General features: G+C 64.6%; 17 protein-coding genes and 1 tRNA gene. 7 read left to right on the top strand and 11 right to left on the bottom strand.

Annotation, left to right across the window (positions count from 1 at the left end; all coding sequences use genetic code 11):
• The first annotated feature begins 68 nt into the window (after positions 1–68).
• Positions 69–695: a uracil phosphoribosyltransferase gene (upp, locus tag J2X50_RS19100; RefSeq protein ID WP_429097393.1), complete on the top strand. Its 627-nt coding sequence runs from the start codon at positions 69–71 to the stop codon at positions 693–695.
• Between the two features lie 114 nt (positions 696–809).
• Positions 810–1352: a retropepsin-like aspartic protease family protein gene (locus J2X50_RS19105; protein ID WP_429097395.1), complete on the top strand. Its 543-nt coding sequence runs from the start codon at positions 810–812 to the stop codon at positions 1350–1352.
• A gap of 79 nt (positions 1353–1431) precedes the next feature.
• Here J2X50_RS19105 and deoA read toward each other — a convergent pair whose 3' ends face one another.
• From deoA to J2X50_RS19135, 6 genes are all read right to left on the bottom strand, one after another.
• Positions 1432–2751, bottom strand: a complete 1320-nt coding sequence (gene deoA, locus J2X50_RS19110; RefSeq protein ID WP_429097397.1) for a thymidine phosphorylase — start codon at positions 2749–2751, stop codon at positions 1432–1434.
• Positions 2752–2967: 216 nt separating this feature from the next.
• Positions 2968–3774 carry a purine-nucleoside phosphorylase gene (locus J2X50_RS19115; protein ID WP_429097399.1) on the bottom strand — a complete coding sequence of 269 codons (807 nt, stop codon included), beginning with the start codon at positions 3772–3774 and terminating at the stop codon, positions 2968–2970.
• A complete protein-coding gene (cdd, locus tag J2X50_RS19120) occupies positions 3771–4163 on the bottom strand; it encodes a cytidine deaminase (protein ID WP_429097401.1) in 393 nt (130 codons plus the stop codon). Before cdd ends, J2X50_RS19115 begins: the two co-directional genes overlap by 4 nt.
• Before the next feature lie 138 nt (positions 4164–4301).
• Positions 4302–5273, bottom strand: coding sequence for an ABC transporter permease (locus tag J2X50_RS19125; RefSeq protein WP_429097402.1), 972 nt, complete (start codon positions 5271–5273; stop codon positions 4302–4304).
• 1 nt (position 5274) lies between these two features.
• The gene (locus tag J2X50_RS19130; RefSeq protein WP_429097404.1) at positions 5275–6417 is read right to left on the bottom strand and encodes an ABC transporter permease; all 1143 of its coding nucleotides are present in this window, start codon (positions 6415–6417) and stop codon (positions 5275–5277) included.
• Positions 6414–7946, bottom strand: a complete 1533-nt coding sequence (locus tag J2X50_RS19135; protein ID WP_429097406.1) for an ABC transporter ATP-binding protein — start codon at positions 7944–7946, stop codon at positions 6414–6416. Before J2X50_RS19135 ends, J2X50_RS19130 begins: the two co-directional genes overlap by 4 nt.
• Positions 7947–8111: 165 nt before the next feature.
• Here J2X50_RS19135 and J2X50_RS19140 point away from each other — a divergent pair, with 165 nt between their 5' ends.
• The gene (locus tag J2X50_RS19140) at positions 8112–8321 is read left to right on the top strand and encodes a SlyX family protein (RefSeq protein WP_340035990.1); all 210 of its coding nucleotides are present in this window, start codon (positions 8112–8114) and stop codon (positions 8319–8321) included.
• A 62-nt stretch (positions 8322–8383) separates the two neighbouring features.
• Here the strand turns inward: J2X50_RS19140 and J2X50_RS19145 are convergent, their stop codons facing one another.
• From J2X50_RS19145 to J2X50_RS19160, 4 genes are all read right to left on the bottom strand, one after another.
• On the bottom strand, positions 8384–9373 hold the full coding sequence (locus tag J2X50_RS19145) for a BMP family lipoprotein (RefSeq protein ID WP_347968379.1): 990 nt from the start codon (positions 9371–9373) through the stop codon (positions 8384–8386).
• 199 nt (positions 9374–9572) lie between these two features.
• Positions 9573–10232: a peptide-methionine (S)-S-oxide reductase MsrA gene (gene msrA / locus J2X50_RS19150; protein ID WP_429097408.1), complete on the bottom strand. Its 660-nt coding sequence runs from the start codon at positions 10230–10232 to the stop codon at positions 9573–9575.
• 51 nt (positions 10233–10283) lie between these two features.
• On the bottom strand, positions 10284–10604 hold the full coding sequence (locus J2X50_RS19155; protein WP_429097409.1) for a hypothetical protein: 321 nt from the start codon (positions 10602–10604) through the stop codon (positions 10284–10286).
• Positions 10605–10696: 92 nt separating this feature from the next.
• Positions 10697–11407 (bottom strand): hypothetical protein, encoded by a 711-nt coding sequence (locus J2X50_RS19160; RefSeq protein WP_429097411.1) that lies wholly within the window; start codon positions 11405–11407, stop codon positions 10697–10699.
• A 440-nt stretch (positions 11408–11847) separates the two neighbouring features.
• Between J2X50_RS19160 and J2X50_RS19165 the strand changes: the two genes are divergently transcribed.
• The 3 genes from J2X50_RS19165 (at position 11848) to J2X50_RS19175 (ending at position 12971) form a co-directional block, all read left to right on the top strand.
• A tRNA-Ser gene (locus J2X50_RS19165) sits at positions 11848–11937 on the top strand.
• A gap of 606 nt (positions 11938–12543) precedes the next feature.
• A complete protein-coding gene (locus tag J2X50_RS19170) occupies positions 12544–12738 on the top strand; it encodes an AlpA family phage regulatory protein (RefSeq protein ID WP_429097413.1) in 195 nt (64 codons plus the stop codon).
• An 11-nt stretch (positions 12739–12749) separates the two neighbouring features.
• Positions 12750–12971 carry a hypothetical protein gene (locus tag J2X50_RS19175; protein WP_429097415.1) on the top strand — a complete coding sequence of 74 codons (222 nt, stop codon included), beginning with the start codon at positions 12750–12752 and terminating at the stop codon, positions 12969–12971.
• 65 nt (positions 12972–13036) lie between these two features.
• Here the strand turns inward: J2X50_RS19175 and J2X50_RS19180 are convergent, their stop codons facing one another.
• Positions 13037–13645 (bottom strand): tyrosine-type recombinase/integrase, encoded by a 609-nt coding sequence (locus J2X50_RS19180; protein WP_429097416.1) that lies wholly within the window; start codon positions 13643–13645, stop codon positions 13037–13039.
• A 384-nt stretch (positions 13646–14029) separates the two neighbouring features.
• On the opposite strand from J2X50_RS19180, the gene J2X50_RS19185 reads away from it, so the two are divergent.
• Entirely contained in the window at positions 14030–14794 is a 765-nt protein-coding gene (locus J2X50_RS19185; RefSeq protein ID WP_429097418.1) for a class I SAM-dependent methyltransferase, read from the top strand.
• The last annotated feature ends 70 nt before the right edge of the window (positions 14795–14864 follow it).

Raw genomic sequence — 14864 nt, forward strand, 5'->3', positions numbered from 1 at the left:
GGTCGTTGGTAGGCGACGTGCCTGCCGATAGAATGGCGACAATTTCCGAGTTTCCAGGAGCGTAAGCCATGACCGTGACCGTCGTCGACCATCCGCTTGTCCAGCACAAGCTGACCATCATGCGCGACAAGGAAACCTCGACGGCCGGGTTCCGGCGCCTGCTGCGCGAGATCTCGCTGCTGCTCGGCTACGAGGTCACCCGCGACCTCGAGCTGACCACCAAGACCATCGAGACGCCGATCGAGACGATGGAAGCGCCGACGCTAGAGGGCAAGAAGCTGGTGTTCGCCTCGGTGCTGCGCGCCGGCAACGGACTGCTCGAAGGCCTGCTGGACCTCGTGCCGGCCGCGCGCGTCGCCCATGTCGGGCTCTACCGCGACCATGAGACGCTGGAGGCGGTCGAATATTTCTTCAAGGCCCCGAGCGACATCGGCGACCGCCTCGTCATCGTCGTCGACCCGATGCTGGCGACGGCCAATTCGGCGATCGCGGCGATCGACAAGCTCAAGGGCCGCGGCGCGACCAATCTGCGCTTCCTCTGCCTGCTCGCCTCGCCGGAAGGCATCGAGCGTTTCACCAAGGCGCATCCCGACGTACCGGTGTTCACCGCCTCGATCGATCGATCGCTCAACGAGAAGGGCTACATCGTGCCCGGCCTCGGCGATGCCGGCGATCGGATGTACGGCACCAAATAGCCGGCTTAACCGGCTGTTCACCGCCTTTCGCGACGGCGCCCTCGCGGGCCGCCGCCGTTAAAGCCGCGATCACCTTGTGCCGCCTAGGATGACGCCAAAACAAGAGGCGTCACCATGCTGCGTAAACTGATCATATTCGGCGTCGCCGCCGGCACGTCGGCGTCGCTGCCGACGCTGTACGAAAAGAACGGCGGCACGTTCAGGGCGCTGCTGGCGGCTTCATCGGGAAGCGAAACGGCGGTCGAGAAGCCGGTGCAGGTCAACGTGGCGGCCGCATCGACGGGCGCGCGGCGCGTCGTGATCGACCAGGATCTGCGCGGCCATTTCACCGCGACCTTCAAGCTCAACGGGCGCTCCGTCGAGGCCATGGTCGACACCGGGGCGACGGTGGTGGCGATCAACCTCTCGACCGCGCGCAAGGCCGGCGTGAAAGTTGCGGCGGCCGACTTCACCCAGGAGGTCAACACCGCCAACGGCGTCGCCAAGGCCGCGGTGGCGCGCATCGACAGGCTGCAGATCGGCCGCATCAGCGTCGAGGACGTGGCTGCCGTGGTGCTCGAGGACAAGGCGCTGGAGGGCACGCTGATCGGCATGAGCTTCCTGTCGCGGCTGAAGAAATACCAGGTCGAGAACGGCGCGCTGCTGCTGACGCAGTAGGGGCCGGCAAGGTGGCTCGTCCTTCGAGGCCCGCCCTTGCTATCTGGAGCCGACCTGTGGCGTTGTGCGGGCTCGCACCTCAATCCTGCGGCGCGATGCGCCGGACAACCGCCCTGGCGGCGGCGGGCTTCACCTCGCCGATCGCATAGGCGGCAAGCACGGCCGCGGCCGCCGCCTCGGCCTGAGCCTGGCTGCGGGCATGGACTCGTGCCAGCGCCTCCCCCGACCTCACCTCGCAACCGACGGGCAAGAGCCCGATGATGCCGACGGCGTGGTCGACCTTGTCTTGCGGTCGCGTGCGGCCGCCACCGAGGGCGACCACGGCGAGGCCGATATCTCGCGTGGCGATGGCACTGACATGGCCCGCGCGCGGCGCTTTCACCGCAAGCTCGACATCGGCCTCGGGCAGATACTTGCCGGGCTTGGTGACGAAGTCGGCTGGTCCGCCCAGGACGGAGACCATGCGGCCGAAGATGTCGGCGGCGGTGCCGTCGGCGAGCGCGGTGCGCGCCCTGGCCAGGGCCTCGCGCTGCGTGGCGGCACGCCCGGCGGACAAAAGCATCTCGGCGGCAAGCGCCAGCGTAACCTCTTCCAGGCGCGGATCGCGGACGCGGCCGGTGAGGAAATCGACCGCGTTCTGCACTTCGACGGCGTTGCCGGCGGCGGATGCCAGCGGCTGGTTCATGTCGGTGATCAGCGCCGTTGTCGCGAGCCCCGCGCCATTCGCCACCTCGACCAGGCTGGTGGCGAGGGCTGCCGCATCGCGCGTCCTTTCCATGAAGGCGCCGTTGCCGAGCTTGACGTCGAGCACGAGCGAGCCGAGGCCGGCGGCGAGCTTCTTGGACAGGATCGAGGCGGTGATGAGCGGCACCGATTCCACCGTCGCGGTGACGTCTCGCACGCCGTAGAAGCGCTTGTCGGCGGGGGCGAGGTCCGAGGTCTGGCCGATGATGGCGCAGCCGGCCTCGCGCACGGTGCGGCGGAACAGGGCAAGGTCGGGCTGGCTGGCATAGCCCGGGATCGAATCCATCTTGTCGAGCGTGCCGCCGGTGTGGCCGAGGCCGCGGCCCGAGATCATCGGCACATAGGCGCCGCAGGCCGCCACGATGGGCGCGAGCATGAGGGAGACATTGTCGCCGACGCCGCCGGTGGAATGCTTGTCGGTGACCGGCCCGGGCAGGTCGGACCAGTCGAGCACGTCGCCGGAATCGCGCATCGCCGACGTCAGCGCCACCGCCTCGTCGCGGCCCATGCCGTTGAAGAAGACCGCCATGCCGAAGGCGGCGATCTGGCCCTCGGAGACCGCGCCGGAGGTGATGCCGGCTACGAAGGCTTTGATCTCGTCGGCGGTGAGCGCCTTGCCGTCACGCTTGCGGCGGATGATCTCCTGCGGGAGCATCAATTGGCGCTCGCGGACTGGACAGGACGGCGCTCTACGTTGCCCCCCTCTGGCCTGCCGGCCATCTCCCCCACAAGGGGGGAGATCACGCCGTCATCGGCGCCTCGCCCACTCGTCTGCAGCCGAACGGAATTTCCTGGTCGGCCGAAGACCACGCCGGCAGGCCAGAGGGGGGCGCGAAGGAATGCAAGGCTCTCCATTTGCGCCTCGCCCAGTTCACGCATCGAACGAGCCCTTCTCGAAGGCCTTGCGCAGCACCGAGGCGAGGCGCGCCCCGCCGATCGGGGCCATGTCCTTGGTCTCGCCATGCGACAGCTCGGCGCCGGTCATGCCGGCGGCAAGGTTGGTGATGACCGAGCAGGCCAGCACCTTGAGGCCGAGGAAGCGGGCGACGATGACCTCGGGCACGGTCGACATGCCGACCGCATCGGCGCCGAACAGGCGCGCCATGCGGATTTCGGCCGGGGTCTCGAAGGACGGGCCGGAGAACCACATGTAGACACCCTTGTGCAGCTCGATGCCGGCGTCAGCCGCGGCAGCCTCGAAGGCGCGGCGCAGGCCGGCGTCATAGGCCTCGGTCATGCCGACGAAGCGGCGGTCGGTCGGCTCGCCGAACAAAGGGTTGGTGCCGGCGAAATTGATGTGGTCCTCGATCAGCATGATCGATCCGGGCAGCATCTCGGGCCTGAGCGAGCCCGCCGCATTGGTGAGCAGCAGCCGGGTCACTCCGATGCCGGCGAGCGCCTCGATCGCCGGGCGCATCACGGCTGCATCGCCGTGCTCGTAATAATGGGCGCGGCCGGCCATCATGATGATCGGGCGGCCGCCGAACAGGCCGGCGACGATCTCGCCGGCATGGCCGGTCACGCCGCTGCGCGGGAAGCCCGGAAGTTCGGCATAGGGGATGCGGGCGGCGTTCTCGACCTCGTCGACGAGGCTGCCGAGGCCGGAGCCGAGCACCAGCGCGGACGACGGTGCGAGCCCGCCGAGGCTTTCGACGAGACGATCGACGGCTTCCTTCATTTCAGGATCTCCCCCTGGAATCCGTAAGGCAGCATCTGGCCCATGGTCACGGTCTCCACCACGCCGGTTTCGTCGCAAAGATAGAGCTTGGTGTCGGCGCTGGCGAACTCGGCGAGGCGCTGGCGGCAGCCGCCGCAGGGCGTGATGCGGGCCATGCGCTCGGCGACCACGGCGATCTCGGTGATCTTGCCGCCACCGCCCATGACGTAGTGGCCAAGCGCCGTGGTTTCGGCGCACCAGCCTTCCGGATAGGACGCCACCTCGATATTGGCGCCCGTGAAGACCCGGCCGTCCTCGGTCCTCAGCGCCGCGCCCACGGGGAACTTGGAATAGGGCGCGTAAGCCTTGGCCATCGCGGCGGTCGCCGCCTGGAAGAGATCATGAGACATGGCGGAGGCCCGTAGCTGGCTGGATACCCCCACCCCTAACCCCTCCCCACAAGGGGGAGGGGAACAACGAAGCGCAGACGCCAAGTCCCCCTCCCCCTTGTGGGGAGGGGTTAGGGGTGGGGGTAAATTCGACCATGCTCACCGCTCCTTCACGTAGGGCACGCCGCCGGCGCGCGGCGGGATGGCCTTGCCGATGAAGCCGGCGAGCAGGATGACGGTCAGCACATAGGGCAGCGCCTGCATGAACTGCACCGGCACCTTGCCGATGACCGGCAGGGGCGTGCCCTGCAGGCGGATCGACAGCGCGTCGAGGAAGCCGAACAGCAGGCAGGCAAACATGGCCGGCACCGGGCGCCACTTGGCGAAGATCAGGGCGGCAAGGGCGATGTAGCCGCGGCCGGCGGTCATGTCCTTGACGAAGCCGGCGTTCTGGGCGAGCGCCATGTAGGAGCCGGCGAGGCCCGTCAGGATGCCGGTGCAGATGACGGCGCGGTAGCGCAGCCAGGCGACCGAGATGCCCGCGGTGTCGACGGCTGCCGGGTTTTCGCCGACGGCGCGCAGGCGCAGGCCGAAGCGCGTGCGGAACAGCACCCACCAGGTGAACGGCACGGCGAGGAAGGCGACGTAGGTGAGCAGCGAATGCCCCGACAGCAGGCCCGAATAGAGCTGGCCGATGACGGGCACGTCGCGCAGCGCATCGGCGCCCGGCAGGTTGATGGCGCCGAAGCGCGCTTCCGGCTCGAGCGACGGCGTGCGGCCGCCCTGCTGGAACCAGGCCTGGCCGAGGATGATGGTGGAGCCGGCGGCGATGAAGTTGATCGCCACGCCCGAGACGATCTGGTTGCCGCGATGGGTGATCGAGGCGAAGCCGTGGACCAGCGACATGCAGATCGAGACGATGACGGCGACGGAGAGGCCGATCCAGGCGGAATCGAACACGGCGGCGGCGGCGGCGCCGGCAAAGGCGCCGGCGAGCATCTTGCCCTCGAGGCCGATGTCGAAGACGCCGGCGCGTTCGGAATAGAGGCCGGCCAGGCAGGCGAGCAGCAGCGGCACCGACAGGCGGACCGTCGAGTTCAGGACATTGATGAGCGTGTCGATGAATTCCATCTCAGGCACGCTCCCCTTTGGCGGCGGCGATGCCGACGGATCTCGGACTGACGCTGGCGAAGATGCCCTGGATGGCCGGGCGGAACATGTGTTCGAGCGCGCCGGCGAAGAGGATCACCAGGCCCTGGATGATGACGATCATGTCGCGGCTGATGTTGGGCATCTCGAAGGAGAGTTCGGCGCCGCCCTGGTAGAGCATGCCGAACAGGATGGCGGCGGGCACGATGCCGGCGGGATGCGAGCGGCCCATCAGCGCCACCGCGATGCCGACGAAGCCGGCGCCACTGACGAAGTCGAGCGGCACGTTGTGCTGGTCGCCGAGGATGGGGTTGAGCGCCATCATGCCGGCGAGCGCACCCGAGATCAGCATGGTGACGATGGTGATGCGGGAGGCCGAGATGCCAGCATAACGCGCCGCCTTCGGGCTGAAGCCCATGGTGCGGATCTCGTAGCCGAGCTTGGTGCGCCAGATCAGCACCCAGACCAGGAAGGCCATGACCAGCGCCAGCAGGAACGAGACGTTGAGCGGCGCCGAGGGGCGGACCTTGAGGCCGAATTCGGCCAGCAGCCAGCCGAGCTTGGGCAACTGCGCGCCCTCGAGGAACTGGCGGGTCTGCGGCGCCATGGCGCCGACCGGCTTCAGCACGTTGACCAGCATGTAGACCATCACCGAGGCGGCGATGAAGTTGAACATGATGGTGGTGATGACGATGTGCGAGCCGCGCTTGGCCTGCAGATAGGCCGGGATCAGCGCCCAGAGCGCACCGACGAGTGCCGAGGCTATGATCGCCAGCGGAAAGGTCAGCCACCACGGCAGCACGCTGTCGAAGGCAAGCGCGACGATGCCGATGCCGAGGCCGGCGATGTAGGCCTGGCCCTCGCCGCCGATGTTAAACAGGCCGCAGTGGAAGGCGACCGCGACCGCAAGGCCGGTGAAGATGAAGTTGGTGGCGTAATAGAGCGTGTAGGCGAGGCCCTGGCCGCTGCCGAAGGCGCCCTCGACGAGGATGACGGCGGCGCGGAACGGATTTTCGCCGACGAGCAGCACGACGAGGCCGGCGACGACGAAGGCGACCAGCAGATTGATCAGCGGGATCAGGCCGTAGTCGGCCCAGGCCGGAAGTTTTGCGTAAGGCGTGCTCATTCGGCGGCCTCCTTGTGTTCGACGCCTGCCATGAGAAGCCCGAGTTCGCCTTCGCCGGCCTCGGGTCCGCGCTCGCCGACGACGCGGCCGGCGAACATCACCAGGATGCGGTCGGACAGCGAGCGGATCTCGTCGAGTTCGACCGACACCAGGAGCACGGCCTTGCCCTGGTCGCGCATGGCGATCAGGCGCTTGTGGATGAACTCGATGGCGCCGACGTCGACGCCGCGCGTCGGCTGGCCGACGACGAGCACGCCGGGGTCCTGCTCGATCTCGCGCGCGAGCACGATCTTCTGCTGGTTGCCGCCGGAGAAATTGGCAGTCTTGAGCCGCGGGTTGGCGGGGCGGATGTCGTATTTGGCGATCTTGTCCTGCGCGTCCTTCTGGATCGCGTCGAGGTTGAGGAACGGACCCTTCAGATATTGCGGCTTGTCGTGATAGCCGAGGATCGAGTTCTCGTTCTCCTCGAAGGCGAGCACCAGGCCGACATGGTGGCGGTCCTCCGGCACATGGGCGAGGCCGCGGTCGCGCAGCTCGGCCGGGTCGGCATTGCCGGTCACCTCGATCGGCTTGCCGTCCAGCAGCACGGTGCCCGACACCGCCTTGCGGATGCCCGAGATCGCCTCCATCAGCTCCGACTGGCCGTTGCCGGCGACGCCGGCAATGCCGACGATCTCGCCGGCGCGGACGTCGAAGGACACGTCGTCGACCATGGTGACGCCGCGCGAATCCTTGACCGTCAGGTTCTTGACCGAGAGCTTGACGTCGCCGGGCCTGGCCTCGCCCTTCTCGACCCGCAACAGCACGCGGCGGCCGACCATCAGCTCGGCCAGTTCCTCGACGGTGGTCTCGCTGGTCTTGCGGGTGGCAACCATGGTGCCCTGGCGCATGACCGAGACGTTGTCGGTGATGGCCATGATCTCGCGCAGCTTGTGGGTGATCAGCACCACCGTCTTGCCCTGGTCCTTGAGCTGCTTGAGGATGCGGAACAGGTGATCGGCCTCGGCCGGGGTGAGCACGCCGGTCGGCTCGTCGAGGATCAGGATCTCGGCGCCGCGATAGAGCGCCTTGAGGATCTCGACGCGCTGCTGCAGGCCGACGGGCAGTTCCTCGATGATGGCATCGGGATCGACCTCGAGGCCGTATTCCTGCTCCAGCCGGCGCAGTTCCGAGCGCGCCTTGGAAATCGACTTGTTGAGCAGGGCCTCGCCTTCGGCGCCGAGGATGACGTTTTCCAGCACCGAGAAATTCTCGACCAGCATGAAGTGCTGGTGGACCATGCCGATGCCGGCGGCGATGGCGTCGTTCGGCGTCTTGATGGCGGTCGGCTTGCCGTTGACGCGGATCTCGCCGCTGTCGGCCTGGTAGAAGCCGTAGAGGATCGACATCAGCGTCGACTTGCCGGCGCCATTCTCGCCGATGATGCCGTGGATGGTGCCGCGCGGAACCTCGAGCGCGATGTCGCGGTTGGCGCGCACGGCGCCGAAACTCTTGTTGATGCCGATCAGCTCGATAGCAGCTTCCGCCATACGCCTGTCCCACTCACGTTTCTTATGTTCTTGTTATGGCTTGCCGGAAGAGCTAGCACGCCCACCTGGCCCTGCCAATCGACTAGGGCCTGCGCCCTCGACAAACGGCCGAGCGATGCCCACTTTCGACCAGTTGCCCATGCTGCGGACCGAGGAGAAGAGACCATGACCACGCCCGAGGACCGGCTGACGACGCTCGAAATCCGCAATGCGGAACAGGAGCACATGATCGAGGAGCTTTCCGGCCAGATCGCCGAGCAGTGGACGGTCATCGACCGCATGCAGAAGAAGCTCGACGCGCTGACCGAGCGTTTCCTCGCCCTCGAAGAAAGCGCCGCGCCCGACACGCCGGTGACCAAGCCTCCGCACTGGTAGCCGATCGGCTATAAAAAACGCCGCCGGACCAGGCCCGGCGGCGCATTTCATTCACCCAGCGCTCAATAGGGGCACTTGTCGTCCGAGGTGTAGTCGTGGACCTGGATGGTGCCGGCGATGATGTCGGCCTTGGCCTTCTCGACGGCGGCCTTCATGTCGTCGGTGACGAGCGACTTGTTGTTGTCGTCGAGCGCGTAGTCGACGCCGCCCTCCTTGAGGCCGAGATTGTTCACGCCGCCGGTGAACTTGTCGTTCTTGGCGTCCATGAAGGCGTTGTAGACGGCCGTGTCGACGCGCTTGAGCATCGAGGTCAGCACCTTGCCCGGGTGCAGGCCGTTCTGGTTGGAATCGACGCCGATGCCGAGCTTGCCGGCATCGGCCGCAGCCTGGAGCACGCCCACGCCGGTGCCGCCGGCCGCGGCGTAGATCACGTCGGCGCCCTGCGAGATCTGGGTCTTGGCGATCTCGCCGCCCTTGGTCGGGTCGTTCCAGGCGGCCGGCGTGTCGCCGGTCATGTTCTGGATGACTTCGGTCGCACCGGCCGCCTTGGCGCCGCCGACATAGCCGCAGCCGAACTTGCGGATGAGCGGGATGTCCATGCCGCCGATGAAACCGACCTTCTTGGACTGCGAAGCGTGTGCGGCCATGACGCCGACGAGGTACGAGCCCTCATTCTCCTTGAAGACGACCGAACGGATGTTCGGCTTCTCGACGACCATGTCGATGATGGCGAACTTGATGTCCGGATAGTCGGTCGCGACCTTGTCGAGCGCTTCCGACCAGGCGAAGCCTGCCATGACGATCGGATTGCGGCCGTCCTCGGCGAAGCGGCGGAGCGCCTGCTCGCGCTGCGATGCGTTGGAGACCTCGAACTCGACATAGGCGATGCCGGTCTCGGCCTTGAACTTCTCGGCGCCGTTGAAGGAGGCTTCGTTGAACGACTTGTCGAACTTGCCACCGAGATCGTAGAGCAGCGCCGGCTGAACTTCAGCTGCGAACGCCGGAAGGCACATGGCGGTGGCCGCCAGGAGGCCAAGAACGATACGTTTCATGTGATCCACACCCTGTCGGTTGTCTTTTTCGATCACCGTGCGTGCCGTTCCTCTGGCTGCCGCCCGGCGCATGGCGAGGATCGTGTCCCCCCGCTCATGGCCATATCTTGCACGGGCCAAGGCAAAATTCACGCGGAATCTTGACCTTTTGGAAAAATGCTGTGGCCATCCAAATCCACAGCAAAACCAACGGCTAGCGCTATGCCTGCTGGGGGATGGCGCAGCTCACGCCGGTGCCCTTGAGGCCACAATAGCCGTATGGATTCTTTGCCAGATACTGTTGGTGATCCTCTTCGGCGAAGTAGAACGCGGGCGCCGGCGCGATCTCGGTGGTGATCTTGTCGCGGCCGGCGGACTTGAGCGCCGCCTGGTAGGCATCGCGCGAGGCGACCGCCTCGGCCTGTTGCGCCTCGCCGAAAGTGTAGATCGCCGAGCGATAGGTGGTGCCGACGTCGTTGCCCTGGCGCATGCCCTGGGTCGGATCGTGGGCTTCCCAGAAGATCTTCAGCAACTGGCCGTAGGAGACCTCCCCGGGATCGAACACGACCAGCACCACTTCGGCATGGCCGGTGAGCCCGGTGCAGGTTTCCTGGTAGGTCGGGTTGGGGGTGATGCCGCCGGCATAGCCGACAGCGGTCACCCAGACCCCCGGCGTCTGCCAGAACAGCCGCTCGGCGCCCCAGAAGCAGCCGAGGCCGAACATCGCCCGCTCCGTGCCCTCGGGATAGGGGGCCTTGAGCGGGCGTTTGGAGACATAGTGCTTCGAGGCGGTCGGGATCGGCCGGTCGCGGCCGGGCAGCGCCTCGGCGGGCGCCGGCATCTTGAGCTTCTTGTTCAGCATGTCGCTCAGGAAAAACATGGGCATTCTCCCTTCATCGTTTGCCGATACGGTCGCGGCAGGCGAATGGTTTCAGACCTCGCCGCTGAAACGCCCCGGGCGCCGGCGGTGGCCTACCGCATAGAGCAGGAAGGCGATCGCGGCGAAGATCGCGAAGCCCGGCAGGTCGAGCAGCGGGACGACGACCGCATCCCAGGCCGCGGGGCCGGCCTTGTCGCGCACGAAGCCCTCGGTGGCGGCGAACGTGCTCGGCGAGGCGGTCGACCAGCTGGTATCGAGCGGCGTCATGACCAGCCGGGACACCGCAACGGTCCGCGTCGCGTCGAGCACCGCCATGATGACGGCCACCGAAAGCGCGATCGCCGCAGCGAGACGGAACACGAAGCGGATCATGAGAGGTCCTGAAGTATCGGTTTCGCCATCAGAGATAAGGTGTGCGGGCAGCGCGCGCAATCACGGACAGGGCGAATTGACAGGCAAATGGCCTATGCCGGCTGGCCGGAGCGGCGGCTGAGGACGCGCCAGAGGGTGAAGATGCCGCCGGCGAGCGCGCCGACGATCGTGCCGGCAAGGCCCATGAAGATGACGAAGTAGCCGCAGCCGCCTTCGAAGCAGCTCATGTCGGTTGCCGAGGCATAGATCTGGCCGCCGCCGATCCCCAGCCCGAGGCCGAGGGCACCGCCAACGACGATGCCGAGCAGGACGAGCCCGATGGCAGCCGCGATCGACAACGCCGGCCGCGGCGCGCCCGGGGCAGCGAGGGGCGCCGGCCGATCCTGGCGCTCACGCTTGACGAGCACGATCATCGCGACGCCGACGACGATCTCGCCCAGGCTCCAGGCAAGCGCGGTCAGGCTGAAGGCGAAGTCGGGCGCGGCGAGCACATAGGCCTGCTTGACGACGAGGGCCGCGATGACCGCGCCCTGCCAGAGCGTGAACTGGCGGGCGAACCGTGGCGAGCGCTGGTAGACGAGCCAGAGCAGCCAGAGCCCCCAGCCGATGGTGACGACGCCAACGGCCATCGAACCATAGATGAAGGCGAGCACGGAGCCGGGGAACGCATAGCTCCAGATGCTGGCCAGGCTGCCGTCTATGCCGCGCGCGGCGAGCGCCATGACGATGCAGACCCAGGCCACCGGCAGCCAGCCCAGCATGCTCCTGTCGCCCGCGCCGCCTTCACCGCCCTCTGTGGACATCTCTTTTCTCCCCCGCACGCTTTTCCGCTCCACGGTCAGTCTGCTCACGAGCGTCGCCGCTGGCAAGACAGGGAGCGAAGCCGGCCGTCCGACCGCGCCCCGAACGCGCGACCAGAGCCCGGCCGGCGGACGCGCCCACGGCACCGGCCGCCCTCGTTGCGGCCATGCATTCCCGCCCCATGCCGGCGCAGTGCACCGCATTTTGCCGGCAAGGCCGATTCGCCGGCAAGATTTGCGACGCAGCCGCTTGGCAAGCGGCGCCGGATCGACTAGATGAGCCCCGCAGCGGAACGCAAGCGATCGCGTTCGGCTGCAGGCGAAGGCGTCAGGCAGGTTGACTGCGCCCGATTTGCCGGCCCGAGCGGCCGCAAGCCACGCCCAGGAGATGCACGCACTCCCAACCAGCCCGGCGAAACCGGCCGGCGCAAGGCGCGCGACGCGGAGAGGTGGCCGAGTGGTTGAAGGCGCACGCCTGGAAAGTGTGTATACGGGGAACCGTATCGCGGGTTCGAATCCCGCTCTCTCCGCCAATTTCTTTAAAAGAATCAATAATATCAATAAGCTAAATATCGATTCTTTGTCCAACCCCCGTTTCTACCCACAAATGGTTAGTTTGTAATGCGCGGATGGTGGCGTTATACTATCACCAGCTAAAATTCCCCTCCACCGCACCAAGGGGACTCCCTAGCCAATCGCGTCGTTATGACTCCGGGATCGAGCGCAGCCCAGAGGAGTCGTCGAGTACAAGCAGTGCTAGCGACGATTTTTACTAGACCAGCACTAAGTATGGACATTCCGCCTTGCGGAAAGACCATACTTAGGACTCGCCGCACAAAGAGTGCGTTCTGCAGCACTACAATTGGCCCTTGCGAGAAAAATCGGCGCTCGGAGTCGGCGAACCGGCCAATTGTTGCCATAGGCCCGTCGCGCCCGCCCCTTCCACAGCAGCACACGCGACACTGCAAAGTCATCAGCACAAAGTATGGCTTTAATAATTCGTGATTAATATCACAACAACACCCCAATTTCATTGCGTATATTGACGGCAAATCCCAATCGACATTTGCAAATTTCCATGTTGCAATAACAAATATCGCAACTAAACGGAACATTACAAATATCAACGGGATTTAATCATGAGGACATTCATAAGACGGCAACAGGTAGAACGAATTACGGGACTATGTACTTCAACGATCTACGAGGGGATGCGCCTCGGCTGGTTCCCGAAAGCCATCCAAATGGGTCCACGCGCTGTGGCGTGGGACGTGGACGAAATCACCGAGTGGCAAGAGAGAGCCATCGCTCGGCGCGATAGCACGGCAGCGTAGGGAAAATGGAGATGACCCCGATTGCGAAAACAAAAGTGCCCCTGACCTCCGATCCAGGCGGCGAGATGCGCCGCATGCACGACCGGGACATGCAGCGTCATCGCGAAGCGGAAGCCACGCGCAAACGCGTCCTAGCGGCGTTTCCCGATGCACCCCCGGCGCTCGCAACACTGATGGCTGAAGAACGCTGGCTTGCCGAATGGTTGGCCCGACAAATTGGGAATGGAGAATGACATATGGACAAGGCCGAAAAATACCGCCGCTCAGCCATGATGAACTTCACTCCCGAGGAACTGGCTCAGGCTCGGACAAATTTCGAGCAAAGCGCCAAGCGCTTCCCGGAAGAACACAAGAGGACTGCAGCGCTCATTGAGCAGAAGGGCCTCGCCGTTTCGGCTTTCTCCGACCAGATCGGTTCGAGGATCTGCATTATGTGGGCGACCTCTACCTTCGCGACCGGCAGACCCCCTATGACGGGATAAGCGTAGGTTGTCAGAGTATTCCGCCATTGGTCAGCGTGCTTGGCGTTTCTCCAGCCAGCCTGATGGGCCTGGATGTAGCGCTCCGCTGCATCCTTGAATGTGAGCCGTTTGGCGTCGTCCGCCCGCAGCGCGTCACGCTGAGCCCGTCGCGCCTCAATGGGATCGATCCCATCCGCCACCTGCTTGCGGGCGTCTCGTGCCCTGGCACGAGCCTCTCCGAGTCCAAAAGTCTTGATGTCACCGAGCCCCATATAGCGGGCTTTCCCCGCGAGCATGAACCGGAAGAGCCAAGATTTGGTGACACCGCCCGCCTCGCTGGTACTCTTGGTCACCTGAAGATAAAGACCGCCTCCGTCCCCGTAGACGCCAGGTTGGTCTAACTTCGCGACTTGGACCGCGCTCAGCTTGTTGATAGTTCTTGCCATCGCATTATGACCAACAATTCTACCCACAAAACAATGCTGGATTTTGCTGGAATTTGCTGGAACAGTCCATAACAAAAATTGCGTTAAGACATTGGCCTAAAACGAACAAACCCTACATCTCGGAACTCGGCGGAAGGTTTCGAAACGGACGCTCTCTCCGCCATTAACTTCTTGACCCCATAAACAGCTGATTTTGCGTCACTTCTCCGGAAGCTTGCGAAGTTTGGTGCCTCACGGCGGTGCCCCAAAAAGATTGAACATCGCAGATATCGGCGCTAGCAGAACATATCGGGGCTATACAATGGCGTTGCCTTTGTCTGCGAGGGGAAGACGATGGGGCTATTTCGAGAACTTCGGACGAAACTCGGGCTAAGGAAACGGAAAGTGGATGCGCTCGGGACTCGGGCCAGTTTCCTGCCACTGATCGACAGTTCCATGCCGACCCTTGAGATTGGCCCCTTTTACTCACCGGTGGTCAAGGGGGCTTCTGTTAGCTATTTTGACGTGATTGACCGCGAGGCCATGGTCGCCCGTGCGAAGGCACTCGAACTGGGAGACGTGGACCCTCCCCACATCCACTACGTGTCGCCGTACGGCGATCTGACTATCATCGACCGCACATTCTCGAACGTGGTTAGCTCGCACTGCATCGAACATCAGCCTGACTTGGTTACCCATCTGCAAAATGTAGGAGGCCTGCTCGCCGATGGCGGTCGATACTATGTGCTCGCCCCAGACAAGCGCTACTGCTTCGACCACTTCTTGCCGGAATCACTCTTGAGCGAAGTAATCTGCTCTTACGTTCAGCGAAGGCAAAACCACACCTTTGAGCATTTCATCCGGCACCAAGCGCACACAACCCATAACAACTCGGTTCGACATTGGAACGGAGATCATTCGGACCCTGCGGATGCTGAAGGCAATCACGCTCGTGCCCTGCAGACCGCAAAGAGCTTTCACACACTCGAAGGTTATTTAGATGTTCACGCGTGGCAATTTACGCCGGACTCATTCGCGGCCATTTGCCACGATCTTTACAACCTTGGGCTTTCGCCGTTCGTTGTCACCAAGATACTCCCAACCCAAAGAAATGATCTCGAGTTCGCGGCCATACTCGAAAAGCTGGATTCAGCGCAGCTCGATACTTAGATCGCTTTTCTTCGAATCGCGGAAACGTTCCATCTCCTTGTTTTGACGCAATTCCGGACGGAAAAAGCGC

The organism is Aminobacter sp. BE322 (assembly GCF_050433525.1).
GTDB lineage: Bacteria > Pseudomonadota > Alphaproteobacteria > Rhizobiales > Rhizobiaceae > Aminobacter.

Coding starts and splice junctions, on each gene's coding strand:
- deoA (WP_429097397.1), bottom strand. CDS start 2,751: ATGCTCCCGCAGGAGATCATCCGCCGCAAGCGTGACGGCAAGGCGCTC.
- J2X50_RS19145 (WP_347968379.1), bottom strand. CDS start 9,373: ATGAAACGTATCGTTCTTGGCCTCCTGGCGGCCACCGCCATGTGCCTT.
- J2X50_RS19160 (WP_429097411.1), bottom strand. CDS start 11,407: ATGTCCACAGAGGGCGGTGAAGGCGGCGCGGGCGACAGGAGCATGCTG.
- J2X50_RS19155 (WP_429097409.1), bottom strand. CDS start 10,604: ATGATCCGCTTCGTGTTCCGTCTCGCTGCGGCGATCGCGCTTTCGGTG.
- J2X50_RS19180 (WP_429097416.1), bottom strand. CDS start 13,645: ATGGCAAGAACTATCAACAAGCTGAGCGCGGTCCAAGTCGCGAAGTTA.
- cdd (WP_429097401.1), bottom strand. CDS start 4,163: ATGTCTCATGATCTCTTCCAGGCGGCGACCGCCGCGATGGCCAAGGCT.
- upp (WP_429097393.1), top strand. CDS start 69: ATGACCGTGACCGTCGTCGACCATCCGCTTGTCCAGCACAAGCTGACC.
- J2X50_RS19125 (WP_429097402.1), bottom strand. CDS start 5,273: ATGGAATTCATCGACACGCTCATCAATGTCCTGAACTCGACGGTCCGC.
- J2X50_RS19135 (WP_429097406.1), bottom strand. CDS start 7,946: ATGGCGGAAGCTGCTATCGAGCTGATCGGCATCAACAAGAGTTTCGGC.
- J2X50_RS19140 (WP_340035990.1), top strand. CDS start 8,112: ATGACCACGCCCGAGGACCGGCTGACGACGCTCGAAATCCGCAATGCG.
- J2X50_RS19115 (WP_429097399.1), bottom strand. CDS start 3,774: ATGAAGGAAGCCGTCGATCGTCTCGTCGAAAGCCTCGGCGGGCTCGCA.
- J2X50_RS19130 (WP_429097404.1), bottom strand. CDS start 6,417: ATGAGCACGCCTTACGCAAAACTTCCGGCCTGGGCCGACTACGGCCTG.
- J2X50_RS19175 (WP_429097415.1), top strand. CDS start 12,750: ATGACCCCGATTGCGAAAACAAAAGTGCCCCTGACCTCCGATCCAGGC.
- J2X50_RS19105 (WP_429097395.1), top strand. CDS start 810: ATGCTGCGTAAACTGATCATATTCGGCGTCGCCGCCGGCACGTCGGCG.
- J2X50_RS19170 (WP_429097413.1), top strand. CDS start 12,544: ATGAGGACATTCATAAGACGGCAACAGGTAGAACGAATTACGGGACTA.
- msrA (WP_429097408.1), bottom strand. CDS start 10,232: ATGTTTTTCCTGAGCGACATGCTGAACAAGAAGCTCAAGATGCCGGCG.